The sequence below is a fragment of the Suttonella ornithocola genome (genome assembly GCF_001889065.1).
Lineage (GTDB): Bacteria > Pseudomonadota > Gammaproteobacteria > Cardiobacteriales > Cardiobacteriaceae > Suttonella_A > Suttonella_A ornithocola.
This window is the reverse complement of the sequence record NZ_LWHB01000018.1, coordinates 1-22,278: the sequence shown is the minus strand read 5'-3', so window position 1 is coordinate 22,278 and position 22,278 is coordinate 1. Positions and strand designations below refer to the sequence as shown.

Here is a 22,278-nt window from a genome sequence, read left to right as displayed (position 1 = left end):
TTTGAATTTTTATTTTTAGCCTCAATCTCTTTTTTTATTTCTAAAGGATATTTATGCAAACGAACCCGCTTTATCAGCCATCAACTACCCCTGATTTCAAACATTTGTTACCTGAACATGCTGAAGCTGTTTTAGATATTATTGAAGAAAATAGAGATGCAATTGAATGCCTGGTTTCACAACCTAATCCTACTTGGGATAGTTTAATGCAACCTTTAGCAAGGATGGAAAATCGTTTATCTTTAGCTTTTTCTCCAATAGCGCATCTTCATAGTGTGATGAGTACAGATGAGTGGCGCGCCGCCTATGAAAAGTTATTGCCTGATTTATCGGCTTATAGTACGGATATCAGCCAACATAGTGATTTATATGAGGCCATAAAAAAAATAAAAAATAGCGAATTTTTTTCAGCACTTACGCCAACGCGTCAAAAAATTATTATTGATCATCTTGAAAATTTTGAAAGAAATGGTGTTGCATTACCCGATAGTGATAAGCAAAAGTTTAAAGAATTAAGCTTGAGACTTTCTGAATTATCTACGGCGTTTTCAAATAATGTATTAGATGCAACAAATGCTTGGCATTTAACATTAGAGGATGATACTCGCCTTTCAGGCCTACCTAGTTCTGCTAGAGCATTAATGGCCGATCTTGCAAAGCAACATAATGAATCAGGATATCGAATAACGCTAGATGCACCAGTAGTTATTCCTGTCTTAACTTATGCAGATGATCAAGCGTTAAGAGAGCAAATTTATCGCGCTTATAATGCACGTGCATCAGAATTAAGCGATGATGGAAAATTTGATAATGCTAAGATTATTGAGGAAATTCTCTCTTTAAGAGAACAGTCAGCGAAATTATTAGGTTTTAAAGATTATGCCACTTTAAATACTGCTAGTAATAAAATGGCGAGTAATCCAACAATTGTTATGGATTTCTTAGAAAACTTGGTTCATAAAAGTAAGTCTGTCGGTGAGAGTGATATATTGATATTAAAAGACTTTGCTAGTAATGAACTTCAAATAGATACGCTTCAACCATGGGATGTGGGCTACGCATCAGAAAAATTGAGACAAAAAAAATACGCCTTATCTCAAGAAGATTTAAGACCTTTTTTTCCAATGAGTAAAGTGTTAGAAGGGCTATTTACCATTACTGAAAAACTGTTTGGCGTAACTTTTCAGCAAAACATAGATTTGCCGGTATGGCATAATCAAGTTACTGCCTATAACGTATTAAATGATAAAAATCAAATTCAAGCGCAATTTTATCTAGATCCTTATGCTCGTCAGAAAAAAAGAGCAGGCGCATGGATGGATAGTGCAGCAGAGCGTTTCCTAGATGATAATAAACTTCAAATACCTGTTGCTTATTTAGTGTGTAATTTTACTCCTCCAGTTGGTGAAGAAGAGGCTTATTTAACACATGATGAGGTTACGACTCTATTCCATGAGTTTGGGCATGGATTACATCATATGTTAACAAAGGTAGATGATTATGGCGTATCAGGAATTAGCGGTGTTGAATGGGACGCTGTTGAGCAACCTAGCCAATTTATGGAAAATTTTTGCTATGACCGTGAATGCTTGATCATGATGACTCGTCATAAAGAAACCAATGAGCCTCTAACAGATGTGCTTTATCAGAAACTGATTGCTGCGAAAAATTTCCAATCAGCAATGGCAATGCTACGACAATTAGAATTTGCTTTATTTGATTTCCGTCTACATTTAGAAGAAGAAAGTTCAAGTACTGTATTGGATGTTTTGAAAAAAGTGCGTAAAGAGGTGGCTGTAACACCTGAATATGCACAAAATCGTTTTCCTATGCAATTTTCTCATATTTTTGCAGGTGGTTACGCTGCAGGATACTACAGCTATAAATGGGCAGAAGTGCTTTCAGCAGATAGTTTCAGTGCTTTTGAAGAAGAAGGTATTTTAAATGCTCAAACAGGTGCACGATTTAGAGATGAAATTTTAGCTGTGGGAAGTAGCCGTCCAAGTATGGAAAGTTTTATTGCTTTTCGTGGCAGAGAACCAGAAGTAACGGCTTTATTGAAGCATAATGGAATTTTGTAATACAAAAAAATATAAGTAGTATTTTTGTTGCTAATCTGCGAGAAGTCTAGTGGCTTCTCGCTGTCAATAATAGCGCTTTATAGAAAATGCTTTGTTATAGTATGATAGGTTCTCATATAATTTGAGACCTTTGCAAAATTCCGTTTTATACCAATTTTTACTACTAGTAGAAAAATTAACACTATGATTTTAATATGTTTTCAAAATTTAAAAAATTGTAATTTCTCTATTGTATATTTTTTGCAAAGGTCTAAATTTATATGAATATAGCAAGATAGAATAATTTGATGCTAGTTATTTATCTCAGATAGATATGATTTCTATTAAAAATGATATATTTTTAGGCACGTCGGATGACTTGAAGGATATTTATGCTTTGGAAAGTAGTATGGGGATTGATGTTAGGGTTTTCTCTACAAATAGTCGTAGAAGCAGCAATAATAAAAGATATTCGATTTAATCGAATGAATAATAAAGTCCAATTAGTGTTAGATCTTGATCAAGCAGTTGCTTTTCAACAGTTTAGCTTAGCGAATCCTCCTCGAATTGTTTTAGATTTTCCCAATACATATAGAATTGCCAAAACGGGGATTACTATTAACCAAGGTGCTGTAGGGAGTATTCGAACGGGTTATCGACAAAAAGATCTTTTACGAGTGGTTATTGACTTACTTTCTGTTGCAAAAGCAAATATTTATACTTTATCTCCAGATAGTATTAAGGGACATAGAGTTGTTATAGATGTTTATGATATAAATAGAGATCCAGCAATTACTTTAACCTCAGTTGATGAAGGCATGCCTTATGTAATTTTTGCTGGCAAGGCTTTAGATGATCAATCATCATATCGCTCCGCACAATTTGATACGGTAATTTCTAGAGAGCAGATACCTACTATCACATCAACTATCGTTAATAATTCTGCTTATACTACAAATACTCAATCAATTACTACTCCTATAACAAATTCTAAAGTAATCATAGAGAAGAAAATAGTAAACAATGGTCTTATACAAAAAAAAACAACCATTAAATCTCCTCCATTAGCTATTAAGAGAGATATTGTAGTTTGCCTAGATCCCGGTCATGGTGGTAAAGACCCCGGTGCGATAAGCAAAGCCATAAAAGTAAGAGAAAAAGATATTGTTTTATCAGTTGCGAGAAAATTAAGGAAGCAACTCAATAAAAGATCAGGCTATAGAGTAGTGATGACTCGTAATAGTGATCAATTCATTCCATTACAAAAAAGAACTCGGATTTGTCGACAAGCAGGTGGCGATTTATTTGTTTCAATTCATGCGGATGCTGTAGAAAATCGTGAACCTAGCGGAGCATCCGTTTATATTCTTTCTACGCATGGTGCGACTTCTCAATTAGCTAAATATCTAGCAAATACTGAAAATGCCGTGGATTTAAAGTGGGGAGTAGATGTCAGTAAATATGATAATGATATTCAAGAAGCTTTATTAAATATTCAACAAGAAGCAACTTTAGAGTCTAGTAATATTTTGGCACAAAAAACACTGCAACAATTAGGTCAAATAGGAAATATTCATAAGCTAAAAGTAGAACGCGCAAACTTTGTAGTTTTACGCTCACCTGAGATTCCTTCTATGTTGGTTGAAACAGGCTTTATTTCCAATCCAAGCGAAGCTCGTTTACTTTCGACACCTGTGTATCAAGAGAAATTAGCAAGAGGAATTGCATCAGGTATAGATGCTTATTTCCGTGAGCATCTTCCTCAGCATATGCTTTTAGAGCAATAGAATATAAAGAGATTATAGTAAAAGCACAAAGAATGGTGATTGCATTGCAATGACCGCTTATTCTTCTATTTTATGTGGATATGTAATTCTTTTAATAGTCTTTGAATATAGAAAAAAATTGTCAGTTTAGTTGTTATAACCTGACGTTATTTGTCCATTCTAAAAGCCTTTGTTTGCCATTAAATGTCAGTGTAATGGAAAATTTAGGTTGAGGAATGTAGCCAAGTCCTTTTTCTGGCCATTCAATGAAAATGGTATCTGCACGTTGCTCCCATTCATCTACATCTAAATAAATAAGTTCATCTGGGGAAGATAAGCGATAGAGATCAGCATGTAAAATATGAATATTATCTATAGTATATTCGTTTATAAGTGTATAACTAGGGCTGCTAACTTGCTCTTGTAGTCCAAATTGCTTTAAAAATAAACTGACAAAAGTTGTTTTTCCACTACCCAAATCACCATGTAAATAAATGACACCTTTAGTTAATGATGGAAAAATCTGAGAGATTGTATTTTTTAATTGATTTATCGTGGTTATTTCATGTATCATAATGAATTATAAGTATTTTTTAACAAAGTTATATTTCGAAAGATGGTGAATATTACTTTCTTGATGATAAAATTATTTTTAGACTGTTGTTATCATAGAAGCTTATAGACTAACATTTCAAGTAAGAGAATTAAAAATTTTTTTGATTCTCTTACTTGAGCAGGAATAAAATATTTTTGGTTATGCTTTTTTGGAATAACTTATCTTTGTGAAATGTTGAGTATTTTTTAAAATGGCATTCTGTTTGCTCTGCTAAAGCTGCCAAAAGGCATATTTCAAATAGTTATTAAAGAGGAAATTATGGCTAGAATTGACTTGAGCCCATTAGCTGATATTGATGGATTTAAAGCAGGCGCATTAGTAGATTCTGATAGTGGATTAGCATTAGCAACTGAAGGCGCTGGTTTAGATTTAGAACTAGCAGCAGCAGGTAACACAGAAGTACTTAATGCTAAGCGCCGTGTTGCAACTTCTCTAAACTTAAACGATGATATTGAAGATATCCTAATTACTCTAGGTAAAGGATATCACTTAATTCGTCCATTAGAGCGTAATAACAAATTATTCCTTTATCTTGTTTTAGATCGTTCACGTGCTAACCTTGCGATGGCTCGTCATCAGCTTCGTAGCTTTGAAAAAGATCTTGATTTTTCATAATAAAGTGCTCTTTGATCCCCCCGCTGGACGGGGGGTCTTTTTTTAACTGTCACGGAATTGCTATGTCAGGACAAAAAAACATTTGTTTGCTGGGCTTTCCAGCAGAAGCTGAAAATAAACTGAAAAGCATTATTAACAATTTTGATTCTCAAAATACTTATCAATGGGTTCCGGCTAATGATAAAAACTTAGATGGTGTTGTTATCAATGCAGGCTTTTTAGAAGCACCACAAATACAAAAATATATAAAAATGATTAGCAAGCCTGTTGTTTGTGCATATGGAAATGTAGAAGGGCAGGAGTTAGCTTCACATTATGGTTATCAAAGTGTTAATTGGAATGAGAAGTCAATAGATGTTAGAGCATGGATAGATGCCCTTTTAGGAGAAACTAATAATCTTTCTTCGGATTTTAAGGAGGAAAAAAAATCAGATCATTTGCATTCTTTTAAAAGCCAATCATCGCCTAACTGTACTAACAATGTAAATGTTACACAAAGTCAATATCTTGATAGTGAAGAAGTTCTTGACTATATTCGAGATGGTGTGAAAGGCGTTTATCAAGCGACTATTGGCGAAAATATTACTTGGGTAAAGCCAGCAGAAGGTGTTGTTTTTATCAATTATCCCAGAGATAAAGTCCCCGGATTTCATGAGTGGCAATGGAAAAAAATTGACGAGAGAGATATCCCTGCAAGTAGTAGACAATTAAAAATTGATTTATGGTTGTTTGAAAGTCTTTGGCAGTCTAGAATAGACGGCAAAAAGTATATTGATACTAAAAATTACTTTCATTTGCAACGTTGGCCACAGCCACTCAGTCGGCAGGGTCGCACAGAAGCATTGCGTTTAGCTGCTTGTACGCAAGCTCAGCCAATGAATATAGAAAGTTTAAAAGCAAAAACAAATTACCCAACAGAAAGTATCTGTCGTTTTTTATTTGCTACTCTCTATGCCGGTCAGATGAAAGCTATTAAGAAGGTAAATGAACAGGATTTTGCACCGAAGCAAGTACCAGTTGATGAAGCCAAAAGAGCGGAAAAACGTAGTTTATTGCAACGCTTCCGCGCAAAACTTGGTTTATAAATGAGATAAAGCGGAATAAGTGATGAAAGAGTTTAAAATTATTTTTGCCGGAAGTATGGGTGCCGGAAAAACAACGGCTATTCAATCCCTGTCAGATAAGGACGTTGTTTCTACCGATGTAGCAAATACCGACAAAAAATCTCATAGCAAATTGTTAACAACAGTAGGTATTGACTATGGGCAAATTCTTCTACCGCCAGATATAAAAATTGGTTTATATGGTACGCCCGGACAAGAACGATTTGAGTTGGTTTGGCGTATTGTTACTGAAGGAGCATTAGGGGCAATTATCTTAGTTGATGCAGCCAGTGAAAAAGCACCTAAAGAGTTACCTTATTATGTGGAATATTTTCATAAGCATAATATGGAAAATATTGTAATTGGGATTACTCATACAGATATGCCCGGTTATCTCAGCCTTTCTGAAGCATTTGAGCTTCTCTCTGAACGAAATTTACAATTTCCTGTTTTCGAAGTAGACGCGAGAGAGAAAGACGATGTATTATTGTTAATTGAAACCCTCATTGCATCACTTGAGGCAGAAGTTAACTAAGTTAAATAGGATTAAGAGAATGGCAACATTAGAAGATTACCGCAACCCAGCATTTGTAAAATTTTGTGAATCGGCACTTGAAGGTTTTATGAATGAAACAAGCGGAGTGAAAAATGTTTTGCTAGCAACAACAGATGGTTTTCAGGTAACCTCTCGTTCGTCAGGAGCAGCAGATAAACACAGTGCTGATAATTTAGCAGCAGTTGGCAGTTCATTATTTGCGTTAGGGGCTTCTTTGGCTGGCGAATTTGAGCTTGGAGAAAGCCGCTCAATTACTATTGATAGTGATAAAGGAAAAGTCTATATTCGGGCTATTGATGGTGGAAAAGATAAGTCTTTAATTTTGCTTTTAGAAGCAGGGCAACAAGCAATGCTTGCTCATATTTTGCATGGTTCTAGAAAGCTAGCGGAGTCTATTAGTAAGCGTTTATCATTGATTGGCTAAATGCAATTTTTAGCCAAAAGTATTATCTTTTGAAGTAGATATGGAGATAATTATCAAACGATAGGCTTTGAAGATTACTTAATTAAAAATATCATTTATTATTGGGCTGATATATAGTTATATTCATATAAAGAATATAATTTATACCTAAAAGGGTTTTAATAAGGATTATAGAATTTCTCTTTTGTAATAGATATAAATATAAGGGGAAAGAATTATAGTTCTTTCCCTTTTTTATTTGAGATTATTGGTTGACTCTATTTTCGATGAGTTCTTCAATCACTTGAGGTTCTGCCAATGTAGAAGTATCACCTAATGTATCAATTTCATTTGCAGCAATTTTACGCAATATTCGGCGCATAATTTTTCCAGAACGCGTTTTTGGTAGTGTAGGCGCCCATTGAATAATATCTAATCCATAAATAGGACCGAGTTCATGGCGAACGAATTTAATCAATTCATTTTTTAATGCTTCACAAGGATCGACATCATTCATTAAGGTAACATAAGCGTAAATTCCTTGTCCTTTTACATCATGTGGATAACCAACAATAGCAGCTTCTGCAACTGCTGGATGTAGAACAAGTGCGCTTTCGACTTCTGCTGTTCCGATTCTATGGCCAGAAACGTTAAGGACATCATCTACTCTTCCGGTAATCCAATAGTAACCGTCTTCATCACGACGTGCGCCGTCACCAGTGAAGTAATGTCCGGGATAGGGGGCGAGATAAGTTTGAATAAAGCGCTCGTGGTCACCCCAGATACTGCGCATCATACCCGGCCAATCATGCTTAATAATCAGGATACCTTCTGTGGCACCTTCCAATTCTTTTCCTTCTTCGTCGACGATAGCAGGTTCAATACCGAAAAAGGGAAGAGAGGCGGAACCGGGTTTGAGGGCAGTTGCGCCGGGAAGTGGTGTTATGAGATGCCCACCAGTTTCGGTTTGCCACCAAGTATCAACAATTTGACAACGGCTATTACCGACAATATCGTGATACCAATGCCATGCCTCAGGGTTAATGGGTTCGCCAACGGTGCCTAAGATGCGTAATGTGCTACGGTCAGTTTGTTTGACGAATTGATCGCCTTCACGCATTAGCGCGCGAATAGCCGTGGGGGCAGTGTAGAAAAGGTTAACTTTGTGTTCATCAACGATTTGCCAAAAGCGAGAGGGGTCGGGGTAGTTGGGAACGCCACCAAAGATGAGTGAGGTAGCACCATTGGCGAGTGGGCCATAGACACAGTAGCTGTGACCTGTAATCCAGCCAATATCTGCGGTACACCAATAAATATCTCCATCGTGATAATCGAAAGTATATTTGAAAGTAGCTGTCGCATAGAGTAGGTATCCAGCGCTTGTATGCAAAACACCTTTAGGTTTGCCGGTAGAACCCGAAGTATAAAGAATAAATAAAGGATCTTCTGCATCCATAGGTTCACAAGGGCAATCAGCAGAGGCGTTTTTCATTTCTTCGTGATACCAAAGATCACGCCCTTGTTGCCAATAAACCTGCTCTTTATTGACTTGAACAACGATAACATTTTTAACGGTGTTACATTTTTTCAGCGCTTGGTCAACATTGCGTTTAACGTGCGTAAATTTATTGCCTCGATAACCAGCATCAGAGGTAACAACAATTTTTGCTTCAGCATCGTTAATTCTATCAGCAAGCGCATCCGGAGAAAATCCACCAAAGACAACGCTATGCACGGCGCCGATACGAGCACATGCTAACATGGCGACCGCGGCTTCTTCGATCATGGGAAGATACAGAACAACGCGATCGCCTTTCTCAATTCCTCTGGATTTTAAAACATTGGCAAATTTACAGACTTGGGTATGGAGTTCTCGATAACTGACACGATAGGATTTGCCAATTTCATTATGTTCAAAAATAAAAGCCGTTTGTCGACCTTTTTCTTCTAAATGCCTATCAATGCAGTTATAACAAATGTTGAGTTCAGCACCCTCAAACCAACGTATTCTGCCTTCATTGAGGTCGCTATTATGAACGGTATCCCATTTTTTATAAAAACTAATAAGCTCCTCTGCTTGCTTCGCCCAAAATACTTCAGGGTTTTGAATAGATGCCGCGTATTGTTTGTCGTAATCATCTTTGTTAATCAAAGCATGTTCAGCAACATGTTCGGGCACAGAATACAATGTTTGAGGATGATTCATGATGTTTCTCCATAGTTGTTTTTCTTTTCATGCTAAGGGTATTGTGAAAAAATCGCAAGCTTATAATAAAAATAATTGAGATTTAGTGTGGAATTTTGTTGATGTCCCAGCGCTTGATTGCGGTATGTAGTAAAGTTTCAATAGAAGAATTTGGACTTAATCCATCTGTATTTTGACCTAAAAATTTTAAGGCAAATAATAGATTTTCTGATGGCGTTGAATCATTGATAGCTGGCGCATGATTTTGCTTGCTAAGTTTATCCCCTGTTTCTGTGAAAACGAGTGGGAGGTGTAATGTAGTCGGTAGAGGATAGCCTAATTGTTTTTGTAAATACTGTTGCAAACAGGTAGAGGCTAATAAATCTGCTCCACGAACAATATGACTAATTTTTTGAAGATAATCATCAACGACAACGGCTAACACGTAAGCGATATCTCCATCTCGACGCCGTAAAATAGGATCGCCAATCTCTTTAGTCAGATGATATTTTTGTTGACCATATAATCTATCATTGAATACGATTGTTTTATCGGGTAGTTTTAGTCGAATAGCCGTATCGGATGGATGTAAATTGTTTACTGAAGAATGACGGCATATACCCGGATAAATCTTTCCTAATACGCCATTTTTTGCTAAAGAATGCCAGTCACGACGGCTACACTTACAAGCATATAGTTGGTGTGAGAGTTGATGTAAAGCTTGACAATAATAAGCTAAACGCTGACTTTGATAAACAATAGGTTCATCAGATACTAAGCCATGTATTGTCATAGTTTTGATAATGGTTTCAGCGTATTGTTGATGACTTCGCACGCGGTCAGCATCTTCTATCCGGATAATCCATTGTCCTTTATGAGATTTTGCATCAAGATAGCTGCCTAGCGCAGCCACTAAAGACCCAAAATGTAAAGGTCCACTAGGTGTAGGGGCAAAGCGTCCACGATAAGTAGAAGAGATTTGAGTGTGCATAAGTATTCAACTTTGTTGTATAGATAATACTTGAATTGATTGTTTTTTTAATGGTAAAAATAAAGTGAAAAGGGATTTTCTCTCTTTTATTCGTTTTATTCAAATAGGAGATTGCGCGATGCGTAAAATGTTCAAAACATCTTTAATGGTTGGTGCAGTGGCAATGACAGTTCCTATATCAGCTGCTGATAACTCATTTGTGACCATTGGTACAGGTGGACAAACGGGAGTTTACTATGTAGTTGGTCAATCTATTTGTAAACTGGTTAATCGCGATACTGGTAAAACTGGTATTAAATGTAATGCGCCTTCAACGGGTGGTTCAGTAGATAATCTAAATGCAATCGCTGCTGGTGAACGTCAATTGGGGACTGTTCAGTCAGATAGTCAGTATCGTGCTTATCATGGTGAAGGCGAGTTTGAAGGAAAGAAAAATGATAAGCTTCGCGCAGTTTTTTCTGTTTATCCTGAAGCTTTTACTTTAGTCGCTCGCGATGATTCTGGGGTAAAAACCTTTGATGATTTGAAAGGTAAGCGCGTTAATATTGGTAATCCTGGTTCAGGCACACGCACGACGATGGAAGCACTTATGAAAGAAAAAGGGTGGACAAATGCCGATTTTGCAGTAGCTGCTGAATTAAAACCTGCCGAAATGGCATCTGCGCTTTGTGATAATAACTTAGATGTAATTGCCTATACAGTTGGAAATCCTTCTGGCGCGATTAAAGAGGCGGCTGCTTCTTGTAAATCTCACTTGGTTTCTGTAGACGGTAAAGAAGTTGATAAATTAGTTGAAGAATATCCTTACTATGCAAAAGTAACGATTCCCGGTGGCATGTATGACGGCTCACCAGATGACGTAAAAACTTTAGGAGTATTAGCAACTGTTGTCAGCTCAAGCGATGTCCCAGAATCCGCTATTTATGAAGTCACTAAGTCTGTTTTTGATAATTTTGATCGCTTTAAAAAGCTACATCCCGCTTTTGAAAATATTACTCCAGAACAAATGGTGACAGACGGTCTTTCTGCGCCTTTACATGATGGTGCGAAAAAATACTATCTTGAAAAAGGTTGGATTAAGGAATAAAACAGTTGGGTAGGCGGGCAAGATTGCCCGTCGTTAGCTATAATTTTTTATAGGCAAGTTGTTTGAATCATCGCTATGGATGATTGAAGCAACTGACTTATTTATTTTTTGAGACTCATATTATTATGTCAACTAAGTCCCTCAATAAAACGCCCAAAGATTTACAAGATTTGGTTACCTCTACCGATACTGGAGGACGAAATCCCTATTCTAAAACAGTTCGTAACATTATTATTATTGCAGCAATTGCTTGGTCGGTATTTCAGCTTTATTATGCATCGCCTTTGCCATATATTTTACAAGGTTGGCTAAATCAGGTTGGCTTGGGAAGCGTTAATGTTGTGGTAGATGATACGCGTGCGCGCTCTATCCATTTAGCGTTTGCACTTTTTCTTGCTTTTCTTTCTTATCCAGCGTTTAGCAGTTCTCCGCGTCATTACCTCCCAATTAGTGATTGGATAATGGCGGTTTTAGGGGCTTTTTTAGCATTATATTACCTTATTTTTTATAAGGAATTGATTACTCGAGTAGGAGCACCAACAACCCAAGATATTATTGCAGGATGTTTGGGATTACTCATTTTATTAGAAGCAACGCGTCGGAGTTTAGGGCTGCCTTTGGTGATTATTGCTAGCGCCTTTTTGCTTTATAACTATTTTGGGCAATTTTTTCCCATTGGCTGGATTATTTCTCATAACAGTGGTTCCTTAAGTCAAATTATTAACCAGCAATGGATTACGACCGAAGGCGTATTCGGCGTTGCATTAGGGGTTTCGACCAAATATGTTTTTTTATTTGTTTTATTTGGTGCTTTGCTAGATAAAGCTGGAGCTGGAAATTATTTTATTAAGACGGCTTTTGCATATTTAGGAAAATTTCGTGGTGGTCCTGCAAAAGCTGCTGTAGTTGCTTCTATGGCAACAGGCTTTATTTCAGGCTCTTCCATTGCCAATGTGGTTACTACAGGAACCTTTACTATTCCAATGATGAAACGCGTTGGTTTCTCAAGAGAAAAAGCCGGTGCTGTTGAAGTGGGGTCTTCTGTTAATGGGCAAATTATGCCACCAGTGATGGGGGCAGCGGCGTTTTTGATGATTGAATATGTCAATATGCCTTATCATGAACTTATTAAACATGCTTTTTTACCGGCAGTCATTTCTTATATTGCACTTTTCTATATCGTTCATTTAGAAGCTTGTAAGCAAAATTTGATAGGCTTACCTTCACCAGATGTGCCACGTCCTTTATTGGTGTTTTTGATAAGAGTGGTTAGTGGTCTTTTAGCATTATGTTTATTATCTTTTGCGGTTTATTATGGCATGGGATGGTTGCAGGTCTTTATTAAAGATGCTTTCTTGCGCAATGCCGTTGTTAGTATTCTGCTTTTAGTGGCTTATATAGCCTTAATTTATCGGGTATCGCGTTTTCCCGATTTAGAAATGGATGATCCTAATTCAGAAATTGTTGAGCTACCGTCAGCAAAACCCACTGTTAATGCCGGTCTTCATTTCTTGTTACCTGTTGTTGTCTTAATCTGGTGCCTTATGGTCGAAAGATTATCTCCGGGGCTTTCGGCTTTTTATGGAACAGTGATGCTAATGGTCATTCAAGTAACGCAACGTCCATTATTGGCCTTTTTTCGTAAAGAAAATCAATATGCAATGGCTTTTCATCATGGTTGGAAAGATTTAATTGACGGCTTGGAGTCTGGCGCACGCAATATGATTGGGATTGGGATTGCAACAGCGACAGCAGGTATTATTGTCGGCGTGGTTTCCTTAACTGGATTTGGTGCTCAGCTTTCTAATATTATCGAAGCGTTATCCATGGGGAATGTGGTTCTAATGCTCTTTATGGTTGCAGTGTTTAGCTTAATTTTAGGAATGGGGTTGCCAACGACAGCTAACTATATTGTGGTTTCTTCTTTAATGGCAGTTGTCATTGTAGAAGTTGGTAGACAAAATGGATTAGTGGTGCCTTTAATTGCGGTGCATTTATTTGTCTTTTATTTTGGCATTATGGCGGATGTTACTCCACCAGTAGGTCTAGCATCTTTTGCGGCTGCGGCGATTTCTGGTGGCGATCCAATTAAAACTGGATTGGTCGCATTTTTCTATAGTCTGCGGACAGCATTATTACCATTCTTATTTATTTTTAATACCGATTTACTCCTCATTGATGTTGGTTGGGCGCATGGTATTATGATTTTTGTGGTTTCTACTATCGCAATATTGGCATTTACTGCTGCTACCATGGGATGGTTCTTTGATAAAAATCGTTGGTGGGAAGCATTGATATTATTGTTAGCGACAGCAATTTTATTCCGTCCGGGATTTTTTATGGACTATATCTCTCCGAGTACGCGCACTTTTGAACCCAGTCAGTTAATAGAAGAAACAGCAAAAGCACCTGTTGGATCTGATATGGAGTTTCATGTGAGTGGCGTAAATCAATACGGTAAACCAATTACTTTTTATGCACATGTACCCATTGCAGAAGGTGCAACAGCAGAAGAACGCTTAGAAAAAATGGGATTAACCATTGTCAAAACAGATGAAACTATTGTTTATGATGATAAAACATTACCAAAGTATCTTATTGATGATGTTGCGATAGATTCACCTGCTGCAAAAGCTGGTTTGGATTGGGATCAGATGTTACTGAATATTACCGTTCCAAATGCGCATGCATTATCTAAGTATTGGATGTATATTCCGGGAATAGCATTAGTGATTTTCTTAGCATATTTGCAGCGTCGTCGTAGACAAAAAGTTTTAATCAATGAAGGAGTCAAATGAAAACAGTACTTGCAGCAGTAGATTTAGAGCATCCGCAAAATGCTCGTCGTATTGTGGCAGCAGCACAAGAATTAGCAAAGGATAATGGACAGATTTATCTTATTACAGTGATTTCTATGCCCGGAAATAGTATGGTGACTTCTTTTTTACCAAAAGATTATGGTCATCGGGTGAGAGATGAAATGCAAACACGGTTAACACAGTTTGCGCAAGAATATTTAGTAGAGCAGGATGTTAAAGTAATGGTGCGTAGTGGCTCTGTTTATGAAGAAATCGTCCGGTTTGGAGAAGAAATTGATACGGATGTTACCGTTATTGCTTCTGGTAAACCCGGAAAAGTTGGGTTGGGTGGAAATGCGCTTAGAATTGCACAGCATAGTACGCATCCCATTTTTATTCTTCGCTAAAATGGACGCTATAATAGAAGGAGGTATCTGTTTTCGATTGATATCTGTAAAAAGCTATTGGTATCAATAAAGACTTTAGGCTAATATGCGCCTGTTTGAAATTATTTAGTTAAATTGATTATTCCCGATAAAGGAGACGTAAAAAATATGATGAAACGTAAATTAACCGCGGCTATGGTTGCAGCAGCAATTATTGGCATCGCAAATGCGCAAGAAAATGCGACTGATACATCAGTAGTTCAAGACGCTAATAATAATATACAGAGTTTGAGCGTACCTGCGCCTCGTCCGGGACAATGTCAGGCACTTGTCATTGTGCCAGCTAAATTTGAGCCAGAGACACAACAAATTGAAATCAAAGAAGCGGCCAAAACCTATGAAATTGTTCCAGCAGAATATGAGTGGACAGAAGAGCAAGTAGAAGTTAAGCCAGCAACTGAAGAATTAAAAGTGATTCCAGCGACTTATAAAACTGAAGTAAAAGAAATTGAAGTTGAACCAAAAACAGTTGAAAAAACCGTTATTCCTCCAAAATATACAGAGGTCAATGATGAAGTAACTGCTCGCCCTTCTTATTTAACAGCTCAGAGCCAAGGTCCTGCAAGAACTTTCCAATCTGTTGGCGAAGCACTTCGTTTGGTAGAAGTTCCAGAGCAAAAAGAAGCGATTAAAAAACAAGTTGTTCAAGAGCAAGCGCGTGTAGATAATAAAGAAGTAGAAGGAAAAATTGAGCGTGTAGAAGTACAAGTGGTAGATGAGCCTGCGCGCGTTGAGAAAGTGCCTGTTGAAGCAGAATATAAAACGGTTCGTGTTAAGAAATTAGTTAAAGATGCACAAGAAGTAGAGAAAGAAATTCCTGCGGAATATGCTGAAGTCAAAACTTTCAAGAAAGTTGCTGATGCCCAAATGCGTTGGGAAGAAGTACTTTGTGAAAGCGAAGTGAATGCAGATACAATTAAGTCTGTTCAATCGGCTTTGAATTCAAAAGGCTATAATGCGGGTACACCAGACGGCGCACTTGGACCAACCACTATGCGTGCTTTAGAAAAATTCCAAAGAGATAATAATTTAGCGACAGGTGGCGTAACCATGGAAACCATGCGCGCGCTTGGCGTTTTATAAATCAACAATAATTGGAGCAAGGAAGGTCTCTGACCTTCCTTTTTTATTTATGAAATATGAGTTATTAGCACAAGATGGCGAAGCTCGCCGTGGAAAGATTACGTTTCCAAATGGTCAAGTTGTTCAAACTCCTGTTTTTATGCCAGTTGGTACACTTGGTACGGTAAAGGGGCTTTCGCCTGAAGAGTTACATGGTATTGGCGCAGAGATTATTCTTGGAAATACTTTCCATTTAATGCTTAGACCGGGTGAAGATATCGTGGCAGCGCACGGTGGCTTACATCAATTTATGCACTGGGATAAACCTATTTTAACGGACTCTGGCGGATTTCAGGTTTTTTCATTAGCAAAGATTCGTAAAATTACTGAAGAAGGTGTTCGCTTTAAATCTCCTATTGATGGTAGTGAAGTCTTCCTAACGCCAGAACGTTCTATGCAAGTCCAAAGAGCTTTAAATAGCAATATTGTGATGCAGTTTGATGAATGTACGCCTTATCCTGCAACGCATCAAGAAGCAGCTGATTCTATGCGTTTGTCTTTAAGATGGGCGGCTCGTTCTAAAAAAGCGCATGAAGGAAGCCCTAATCATCTTTTTGGTATCGTGCAAGGAGGTGTTTATCCAGATTTAAGACGTGAATCTGCTTTGGCATTAACGGAGTTAAATTTACCGGGATATGCGGTTGGTGGATTAGCGGTGGGAGAGCCAAAAGAAGCGCGCGAAGAAACGTTAGACTTTACTTTGCCTTTAATGCCTAAAAATAAACCGCGTTATTTAATGGGGGTCGGTAAGCCAGTTGATTTGGTGGAAGGCGTGCGGCGTGGAATAGATATGTTTGATTGTGTTATGCCATCGCGTAATGCAAGAAATGCTTATTTGTTTACCAAATATGGTATTTTGAAACTCAGAAACAGTCGCTATAAAAATGATTTAGCACCGATTGATGAAACTTGCGGTTGCTATACCTGCCAGCACTATAGTAGAGCTTATCTTCACCATTTAGATAAGTGTAATGAAATGCTTGGTGCTAGACTCAATACGATTCATAATCTTTATTATTATGTTCATCTCATGCATGAAATGAGAGCAGCCATTGAGGCGCAGCAATTTGAGCACTTTGCCCATCGGTTCTATGAAGATCAAAGACAGGGTGTTTAAGATTTCTATCAATGGTATATTTAAATGAATTTCTACTTAGATGAAAACAGTTTTAACCAAAACTGCCACTAAACCGTTATAATTGCATTTTTACTAACTTTTATTGGAGATACTATGTTTTTTATCCAATCTGCTCATGCACAAGCTGCTGGTGGTGCACCACAACAAGGTGCTGGAATGTTTAACTTGTTGTTAATGATAGGTATTTTTGCGGTAATGTGGTTTTTGATGATTCGTCCACAGCAAAAAAGAGCAAAAGAGCAACGAGCAATGATTGCGGCGCTAAAAAAAGGCGATGAAGTCATGACCAATGGTGGCTTGATGGGCAGAATTATTAATCTTGACGAGCAAGCGATTGATTTAGAAATTGCCAAAGGAACAATTGTTCGTTTTCAGCGTAATTTTGTGGTGCAAGTTTTACCAAAAGGTAGCTTAAAAGCTGAATTAGGTTCAGTTGCAGTCGCAAATGATGAACCTGTTGAACTTAAAAAAGATGAAACAGAAGAAAATAAATAATTTTATATTTGGGCGCTTTAGATAGCGCCCTTCATTATTAAAGGAAGTGCGCACAATGCCTAGAGCGTTCCCCACTTGGAAATATTTTCTGACGATTGCTATCGTCGTTATTGGTTTTGTTTTTGCTTTGCCAAATTGGTTTGGTAAAAGTCCTGCTGTTCAAATGCAGTTTGAAAGTGCTGATGCTGCGCAATTGGCGGTAAGCAAAATTACAGAAACTCTAAAAGAAAATCATATTCCTTATATAAAGCTTGATGTTGATGATAAAAGTCTAAATGTATTTTTTAATAAAACAGATGACCAAATTCAAGCCAGAGATATTTTGGCGAAAGATTTTCCAAAATCCAATGCAGCCGTAAATTTGCTTTCTAATACGCCTCAATGGATGCAAGCGATGGGGCTATCTCCGATGAATTTGGGATTAGATCTTCGTGGCGGGGTATCTTTTTTACTTCAAGTAGATAGTAAAGAGCTGTTTGAACGTAAATCAGCAGAATTGATTGATTTATCTCGTAATACACTTGAAAAAGATAGTGTTAGCGGATTATCTAGAACAGAAGCAATCGATAATGGTGGAGCCATTTTATGGTTTTCGGATGAGCAAGCGCGCTCAAATGCGCAAAATACTTTGTATTCTGTATTACCACTAGAAGTGCAACGTTTAGATATTAACGATAACGGTAAATATGGCATGCGTTTGCAATATACGGAGCAGGGAATAAATGCGCTTAAACGTCGTGCAGCAGACCAAAACCGTATGCGAATGGCTGGTCGGGTAAATAGCTTAGGGGTTGCAGAACCGTCTATTCAGGTGGTAGGGGATGATCGCATTTTAGTTCAGCTTCCAGGCATTCAAGATGTCAATAAAGCCAAAGAGTTATTAGGCTCAACCGCAACGTTAGAGTTTTATCTGGTCGACGAAACGGGAAATGTTGCGGAAGCAGCACGATTAAAGCGTGCCCCTTTTGGTGATAAGTTAGCTTATTTTGAAGATGGCACCCCTATTTTGTTAAAACGCCGAGTAATTATGAGTGGGGAGCATATTGTTGATGCCACTGCTGGTTTTGGGCAAGGTCAAGGGAGTAATGGACCGCAAGTAGATGTGGTTCTTGATAGTGCAGGTGGCGCACAAATGGCAGAAATTACCCGAGAAAACTTGCATAAAGCAATGGCAACTGTTTATGTAGAATATACGCCAGTATTAAAAACAGATGCTGCTGGTAATGCAGTTGTAGAAGTTGAAAAACATGAAACAGTTGTTAACTCCGCGGTTATTCAAGGACAATTTTCAAGTCACTTTCAAATTACAGGCGTTACGCCAATTACGCGGGCACAAAAATTAGCGGCAACTTTAAGAGCAGGTTCTTTGGTTGCGCCAGTGTATATTATTGAAGAGCGGACAATCGGACCTTCAGCAGGACAAAAGAATATTGACCAAGGGATTAACGCATCATTATTAGGATTGGCATTAATCGCTTTGTTTATGCTTATTTATTATCGCAAACTGGGTATTATCGCAGTTATTGTATTGTCGGTTAACCTTGTATTATTAGTTGCATTAATGTCCCTTTTAGGTGCAACGCTAACGCTTCCGGGTATTGCAGGTATTGTGTTAACACTAGGAATGGCAGTGGATGCAAACGTATTGATTTATGAACGGATTAGAGAAGAGCTGGATAAAGGTGTCTTATCAGCAAAAGATGCGGCAAGAGCAGGATTTGATAATGCGCTTTCTACTATCGTAGATGCGAACATTACGACGCTGATTGTGGCTATTCTACTCTTTAGCTTTGGTTCGGGACCAATTAAAGGCTTCGCAGTTACTTTATCCGTTGGTATTCTAACTTCTATGTTTAGCGCTATTTGGCTCACCCGTGCATTGGTTGAGTTTTTCATGCTGCGTCGAGCGCAACCTAAAATTTCACTATGAGGACATAAAACATGAGAATTCGTTTACCACAACTACATTTCATGAAATATAGTCATCATGGTCTATATTTCTCTTTGATACTAACCATCGTTTCTATCCTGCTCATTATTTTTAGAGGTTTTAATTTTGGCTTGGAATTTACAGGGGGCGCAACGATTGAGTTGCAATTTGCGCAAACAGTAAGTATTCCCGATATTCGCGCAGAAGTCGTGAAAGTCAATCCTAATGCAACAGTTATTCAGTATGGCTCGTCAAAAGATGTGCAAATTAGCTTTGGAGAGAAAAAAGGTGAAGATACCGATGAGCTTATGAATGATATAGTATCTGCCGTTAAAGCATCACATCCAGATGTAAAACTGATGGGGCAGTCCAAAATAGGTGGACAATATAAATCTGAGTTAATTGAAAAAGGAATTACCGCGCTTGCGCTTTCTTGTATTGGATTGATTATTTATCTTGGACTAAGATTTGAATGGAAATTTGCTATTGGTGCGGTAGCAGCCCAGCTACATGATGTTATTGTTACCGCAGGTATTTTTTCGTTAACACAATGGACTTTTGACTTGAATGTTCTTGCTGCTTTGTTGGCAATATTAGGCTATTCCGTTAACGATACAGTTGTGGTTTATGATCGCATTAGAGAAAATTTAAGAGCATTACCGGCTGTTGCGCCAAATGATGTGATTGACATGTCGATTAACCAAACGATGGCACGGACAATTGTCACCAGCTTTACCACTTTTCTTGCGGTATTAGCTTTATTGCTATTTGGTGGTGAAACATTATTTGGCTTTGCTGCTGCAATGATATTTGGTATTGCTTTCGGTACGTATTCATCTGTATTTGTTGCTAGCGCATTAGTCAGCAATATGCATTTAAAACATGAAGACTTAATTCCTAAAAGCAAACAACAACTTGATGATTTGCCTTAATGAATAAAATCAATAGCGGACATATTGCGCTTATTATTACAGCCATCCTATTTGGGATGGCGTTTATTTTTCAGCGACATGCTGCGATGTTTCCGATGCCAGAAGGAAATTTTACCGCCGCTTTATGGTTTATGTTTTGGCGATTACTTATTGCTACTCTGTTTTTAGCAGGATGCCGTTATTTTATCCGCCTAAAGAAGCCTAAAGATGACGGTCGCTGGATTTATTATGGGCTCATCGGAGCCATTTTTATGTTTGGAGGCATGTTATTCCAACAATGGGGGTTGGCTTATACCAGTGTGGGAAAATCAGGCTTTTTAACAGGGCTTTATGTCGTTTTGGTTCCTATTTTTGCCTTTGTCGGCGGCAACAAACAAAGCAGAAATATTTGGCTAGCGGTTAGTTTAGCGGTTATTGGTTTAGAATGTTTTGCTGGTATTAGTAGTGCAGATGCGATTACTGCTTGGAATTTTGGCGATACATTAACTTTATTATGTGCGGCTTGTTGGGCGGCGCAGGTTCTTTGGTCTGGGATAGCGGTTCGGCATTGTCATGCTTTAGCATTTTCAGTTTCTCAGTTGGCAGGCGTTACGATTCTAACTTTAATAACGCTGATTCTAAATGGGAATATAGAAACATTAGTTAATTTCCAACGCTTTTCTAATCTGTTTTGGGATATTGTTGCGACTGGAATTGGCTCTTCTGCTTTAGCCTTTTTTCTGCAAGCGGTAGGACAAAGAAAGGTGCCAGCAGCACATGCGGCAGTGATTATGTCGTTAGAATCTGTTTTTGCTATGTTATTCGGTTGGTGGTTATTAGATGAAACGGTAACTTTGCTTATGATAATTGGTAGTGGATTTTTATTAGCAGCAATGCTTGCCGCGCAGTTGACTGATTCAGCGATGCAATAAAATTTTATTTGTAAGAAGAGTTATCAAATGCGTGAGATTATTCATACTAGCGCTCCGGGTTCCTTGATGATTTGTGGGGAACATGCGGTTGTTTATGGAGCAGCTGCGATTGTTTATGCAGTTTCTGAAAGAGCACATGTTTATCTAAAACTGCTTTCAGAGAAAAAATTAGTGATTCATAGTGTATTAGGTCATTATGAAAGCGCTCTTGAGGTTTTAAAAGCGCATCCAAACTTACGTTTTGTAATAGAAGCGGTTAGACAAAATTGTCCTAATGTCGGGATAGAATTGACGATAGAAAGCGAGATTAATCCAACACTGGGATTTGCTTCTTCGGCAGCAGTTACGGTAGCAACGATTAAGGCGTTATTGACGCTTAATAATCAATCACACAATACATTAGCGCTTCATCAAGCGGCGCATCGTGTGATTTTAGCTGTGCAAAAACGAGGTAGTGGTGCAGATGTTGCAGCAGCTGTTGCCGGCGGTATGATTGCTTATCGACCTTCACTAGAAAATAAAATTCTGAATTTACCTTTGCCGCCACTTTCGTTATCTGTTCGTTATGCAGGGTATAAAACACCGACAGCAGAAGTATTAGAAAAGATAGCAAAAGCGATGAATATTCGTCCGCAACATTATCAAAGGATATACGATGAAATGGCGACTGTTAGTCAATCTGCGATTGATGCCGCGATTCAGCAAGATTGGATGACTTTTTATGCTCAACTAAATCAATATCAGCATTTGATGGACGATTTAGGCGTCTGTGATGCCATACAAGCATCACATTTATCACAAGCTTTAGCAGAAAATGCTGTTGCTGCTAAAATTAGTGGGAGTGGATTAGGCGATTGTATTATTGCTTTTTTTGAAAATGTACTGGATCAACATCAAAGAATATTACCTAGTGAAGTGGGTGCTATCATTCATGAAGAAAAAGCTATTAAAGTCTAAAAACTTTAAAACACTATAGCAGGGCTCTCAAAAAAATGCATACCGTATTTTGAGATAGGATGCTATTTTCAATGTGCATATTGAGTTAACGTTGTATGCATTTTTTAGGAAGTTGGCTATACTCAGATAGAGACCTTTGCAAAAAAAAACATAAAATAGAGTAAATT

At 37.8% G+C, this 22,278-nt stretch carries 19 protein-coding genes; 16 read left to right on the top strand and 3 right to left on the bottom strand.

Annotation, left to right across the window (positions count from 1 at the left end):
* Positions 1 to 53 precede the first annotated feature (53 nt).
* Entirely contained in the window at positions 54 to 2,081 is a 2,028-nt protein-coding gene (locus tag A5N85_RS01560; RefSeq protein WP_072575655.1) for a M3 family metallopeptidase, read from the top strand.
* A gap of 371 nt (positions 2,082 to 2,452) precedes the next feature.
* Complete coding sequence (locus A5N85_RS01555) at positions 2,453 to 3,847, top strand: N-acetylmuramoyl-L-alanine amidase (protein WP_072575654.1); 1,395 nt, start codon at positions 2,453 to 2,455, stop codon at positions 3,845 to 3,847.
* 133 nt (positions 3,848 to 3,980) lie between these two features.
* Here the strand turns inward: A5N85_RS01555 and tsaE are convergent, their stop codons facing one another.
* The gene (gene tsaE / locus A5N85_RS01550; RefSeq protein WP_072575653.1) at positions 3,981 to 4,400 is read right to left on the bottom strand and encodes a tRNA (adenosine(37)-N6)-threonylcarbamoyltransferase complex ATPase subunit type 1 TsaE; all 420 of its coding nucleotides are present in this window, start codon (positions 4,398 to 4,400) and stop codon (positions 3,981 to 3,983) included.
* Between the two features lie 300 nt (positions 4,401 to 4,700).
* On the opposite strand from tsaE, the gene A5N85_RS01545 reads away from it, so the two are divergent.
* From A5N85_RS01545 to A5N85_RS01530, 4 genes are all read left to right on the top strand, one after another.
* Positions 4,701 to 5,057 carry a roadblock/LC7 domain-containing protein gene (locus A5N85_RS01545; RefSeq protein WP_072575652.1) on the top strand — a complete coding sequence of 119 codons (357 nt, stop codon included), beginning with the start codon at positions 4,701 to 4,703 and terminating at the stop codon, positions 5,055 to 5,057.
* Positions 5,058 to 5,119: 62 nt separating this feature from the next.
* A complete protein-coding gene (locus A5N85_RS01540; RefSeq protein ID WP_072575651.1) occupies positions 5,120 to 6,142 on the top strand; it encodes a hypothetical protein in 1,023 nt (340 codons plus the stop codon).
* A gap of 22 nt (positions 6,143 to 6,164) precedes the next feature.
* A complete protein-coding gene (locus A5N85_RS01535) occupies positions 6,165 to 6,695 on the top strand; it encodes a GTP-binding protein (protein WP_072575650.1) in 531 nt (176 codons plus the stop codon).
* A 19-nt stretch (positions 6,696 to 6,714) separates the two neighbouring features.
* Positions 6,715 to 7,140: a roadblock/LC7 domain-containing protein gene (locus A5N85_RS01530; RefSeq protein WP_072575649.1), complete on the top strand. Its 426-nt coding sequence runs from the start codon at positions 6,715 to 6,717 to the stop codon at positions 7,138 to 7,140.
* A gap of 244 nt (positions 7,141 to 7,384) precedes the next feature.
* Here A5N85_RS01530 and acs read toward each other — a convergent pair whose 3' ends face one another.
* Complete coding sequence (gene acs, locus A5N85_RS01525; protein WP_072575648.1) at positions 7,385 to 9,325, bottom strand: acetate--CoA ligase; 1,941 nt, start codon at positions 9,323 to 9,325, stop codon at positions 7,385 to 7,387.
* Between the two features lie 82 nt (positions 9,326 to 9,407).
* A complete protein-coding gene (gluQRS, locus tag A5N85_RS01520; protein ID WP_072575647.1) occupies positions 9,408 to 10,295 on the bottom strand; it encodes a tRNA glutamyl-Q(34) synthetase GluQRS in 888 nt (295 codons plus the stop codon).
* 118 nt (positions 10,296 to 10,413) lie between these two features.
* On the opposite strand from gluQRS, the gene A5N85_RS01515 reads away from it, so the two are divergent.
* From A5N85_RS01515 to A5N85_RS01470, 10 genes are all read left to right on the top strand, one after another.
* Entirely contained in the window at positions 10,414 to 11,382 is a 969-nt protein-coding gene (locus A5N85_RS01515; protein ID WP_072575646.1) for a TAXI family TRAP transporter solute-binding subunit, read from the top strand.
* Between the two features lie 125 nt (positions 11,383 to 11,507).
* Complete coding sequence (locus A5N85_RS01510) at positions 11,508 to 14,180, top strand: TRAP transporter permease (protein WP_072575645.1); 2,673 nt, start codon at positions 11,508 to 11,510, stop codon at positions 14,178 to 14,180.
* Positions 14,177 to 14,587 carry a universal stress protein gene (locus tag A5N85_RS01505; RefSeq protein WP_072575644.1) on the top strand — a complete coding sequence of 137 codons (411 nt, stop codon included), beginning with the start codon at positions 14,177 to 14,179 and terminating at the stop codon, positions 14,585 to 14,587. The genes A5N85_RS01510 and A5N85_RS01505 overlap by 4 nt, the downstream gene beginning before the upstream one ends.
* A gap of 147 nt (positions 14,588 to 14,734) precedes the next feature.
* Positions 14,735 to 15,709, top strand: coding sequence for a peptidoglycan-binding domain-containing protein (locus A5N85_RS01500; protein WP_072575643.1), 975 nt, complete (start codon positions 14,735 to 14,737; stop codon positions 15,707 to 15,709).
* A 49-nt stretch (positions 15,710 to 15,758) separates the two neighbouring features.
* Positions 15,759 to 16,865, top strand: a complete 1,107-nt coding sequence (gene tgt / locus A5N85_RS01495; RefSeq protein ID WP_072575642.1) for a tRNA guanosine(34) transglycosylase Tgt — start codon at positions 15,759 to 15,761, stop codon at positions 16,863 to 16,865.
* Between the two features lie 114 nt (positions 16,866 to 16,979).
* A complete protein-coding gene (gene yajC / locus A5N85_RS01490; protein ID WP_072575641.1) occupies positions 16,980 to 17,381 on the top strand; it encodes a preprotein translocase subunit YajC in 402 nt (133 codons plus the stop codon).
* Between the two features lie 55 nt (positions 17,382 to 17,436).
* Entirely contained in the window at positions 17,437 to 19,311 is a 1,875-nt protein-coding gene (gene secD / locus A5N85_RS01485; protein WP_072575640.1) for a protein translocase subunit SecD, read from the top strand.
* A gap of 11 nt (positions 19,312 to 19,322) precedes the next feature.
* The gene (gene secF, locus A5N85_RS01480; RefSeq protein WP_072575639.1) at positions 19,323 to 20,243 is read left to right on the top strand and encodes a protein translocase subunit SecF; all 921 of its coding nucleotides are present in this window, start codon (positions 19,323 to 19,325) and stop codon (positions 20,241 to 20,243) included.
* Positions 20,243 to 21,154: a DMT family transporter gene (locus A5N85_RS01475; protein WP_072575638.1), complete on the top strand. Its 912-nt coding sequence runs from the start codon at positions 20,243 to 20,245 to the stop codon at positions 21,152 to 21,154. Before secF ends, A5N85_RS01475 begins: the two co-directional genes overlap by 1 nt.
* Positions 21,155 to 21,181: 27 nt before the next feature.
* Entirely contained in the window at positions 21,182 to 22,111 is a 930-nt protein-coding gene (locus tag A5N85_RS01470) for a mevalonate kinase family protein (protein WP_072575637.1), read from the top strand.
* Positions 22,112 to 22,278 lie beyond the last annotated feature (167 nt).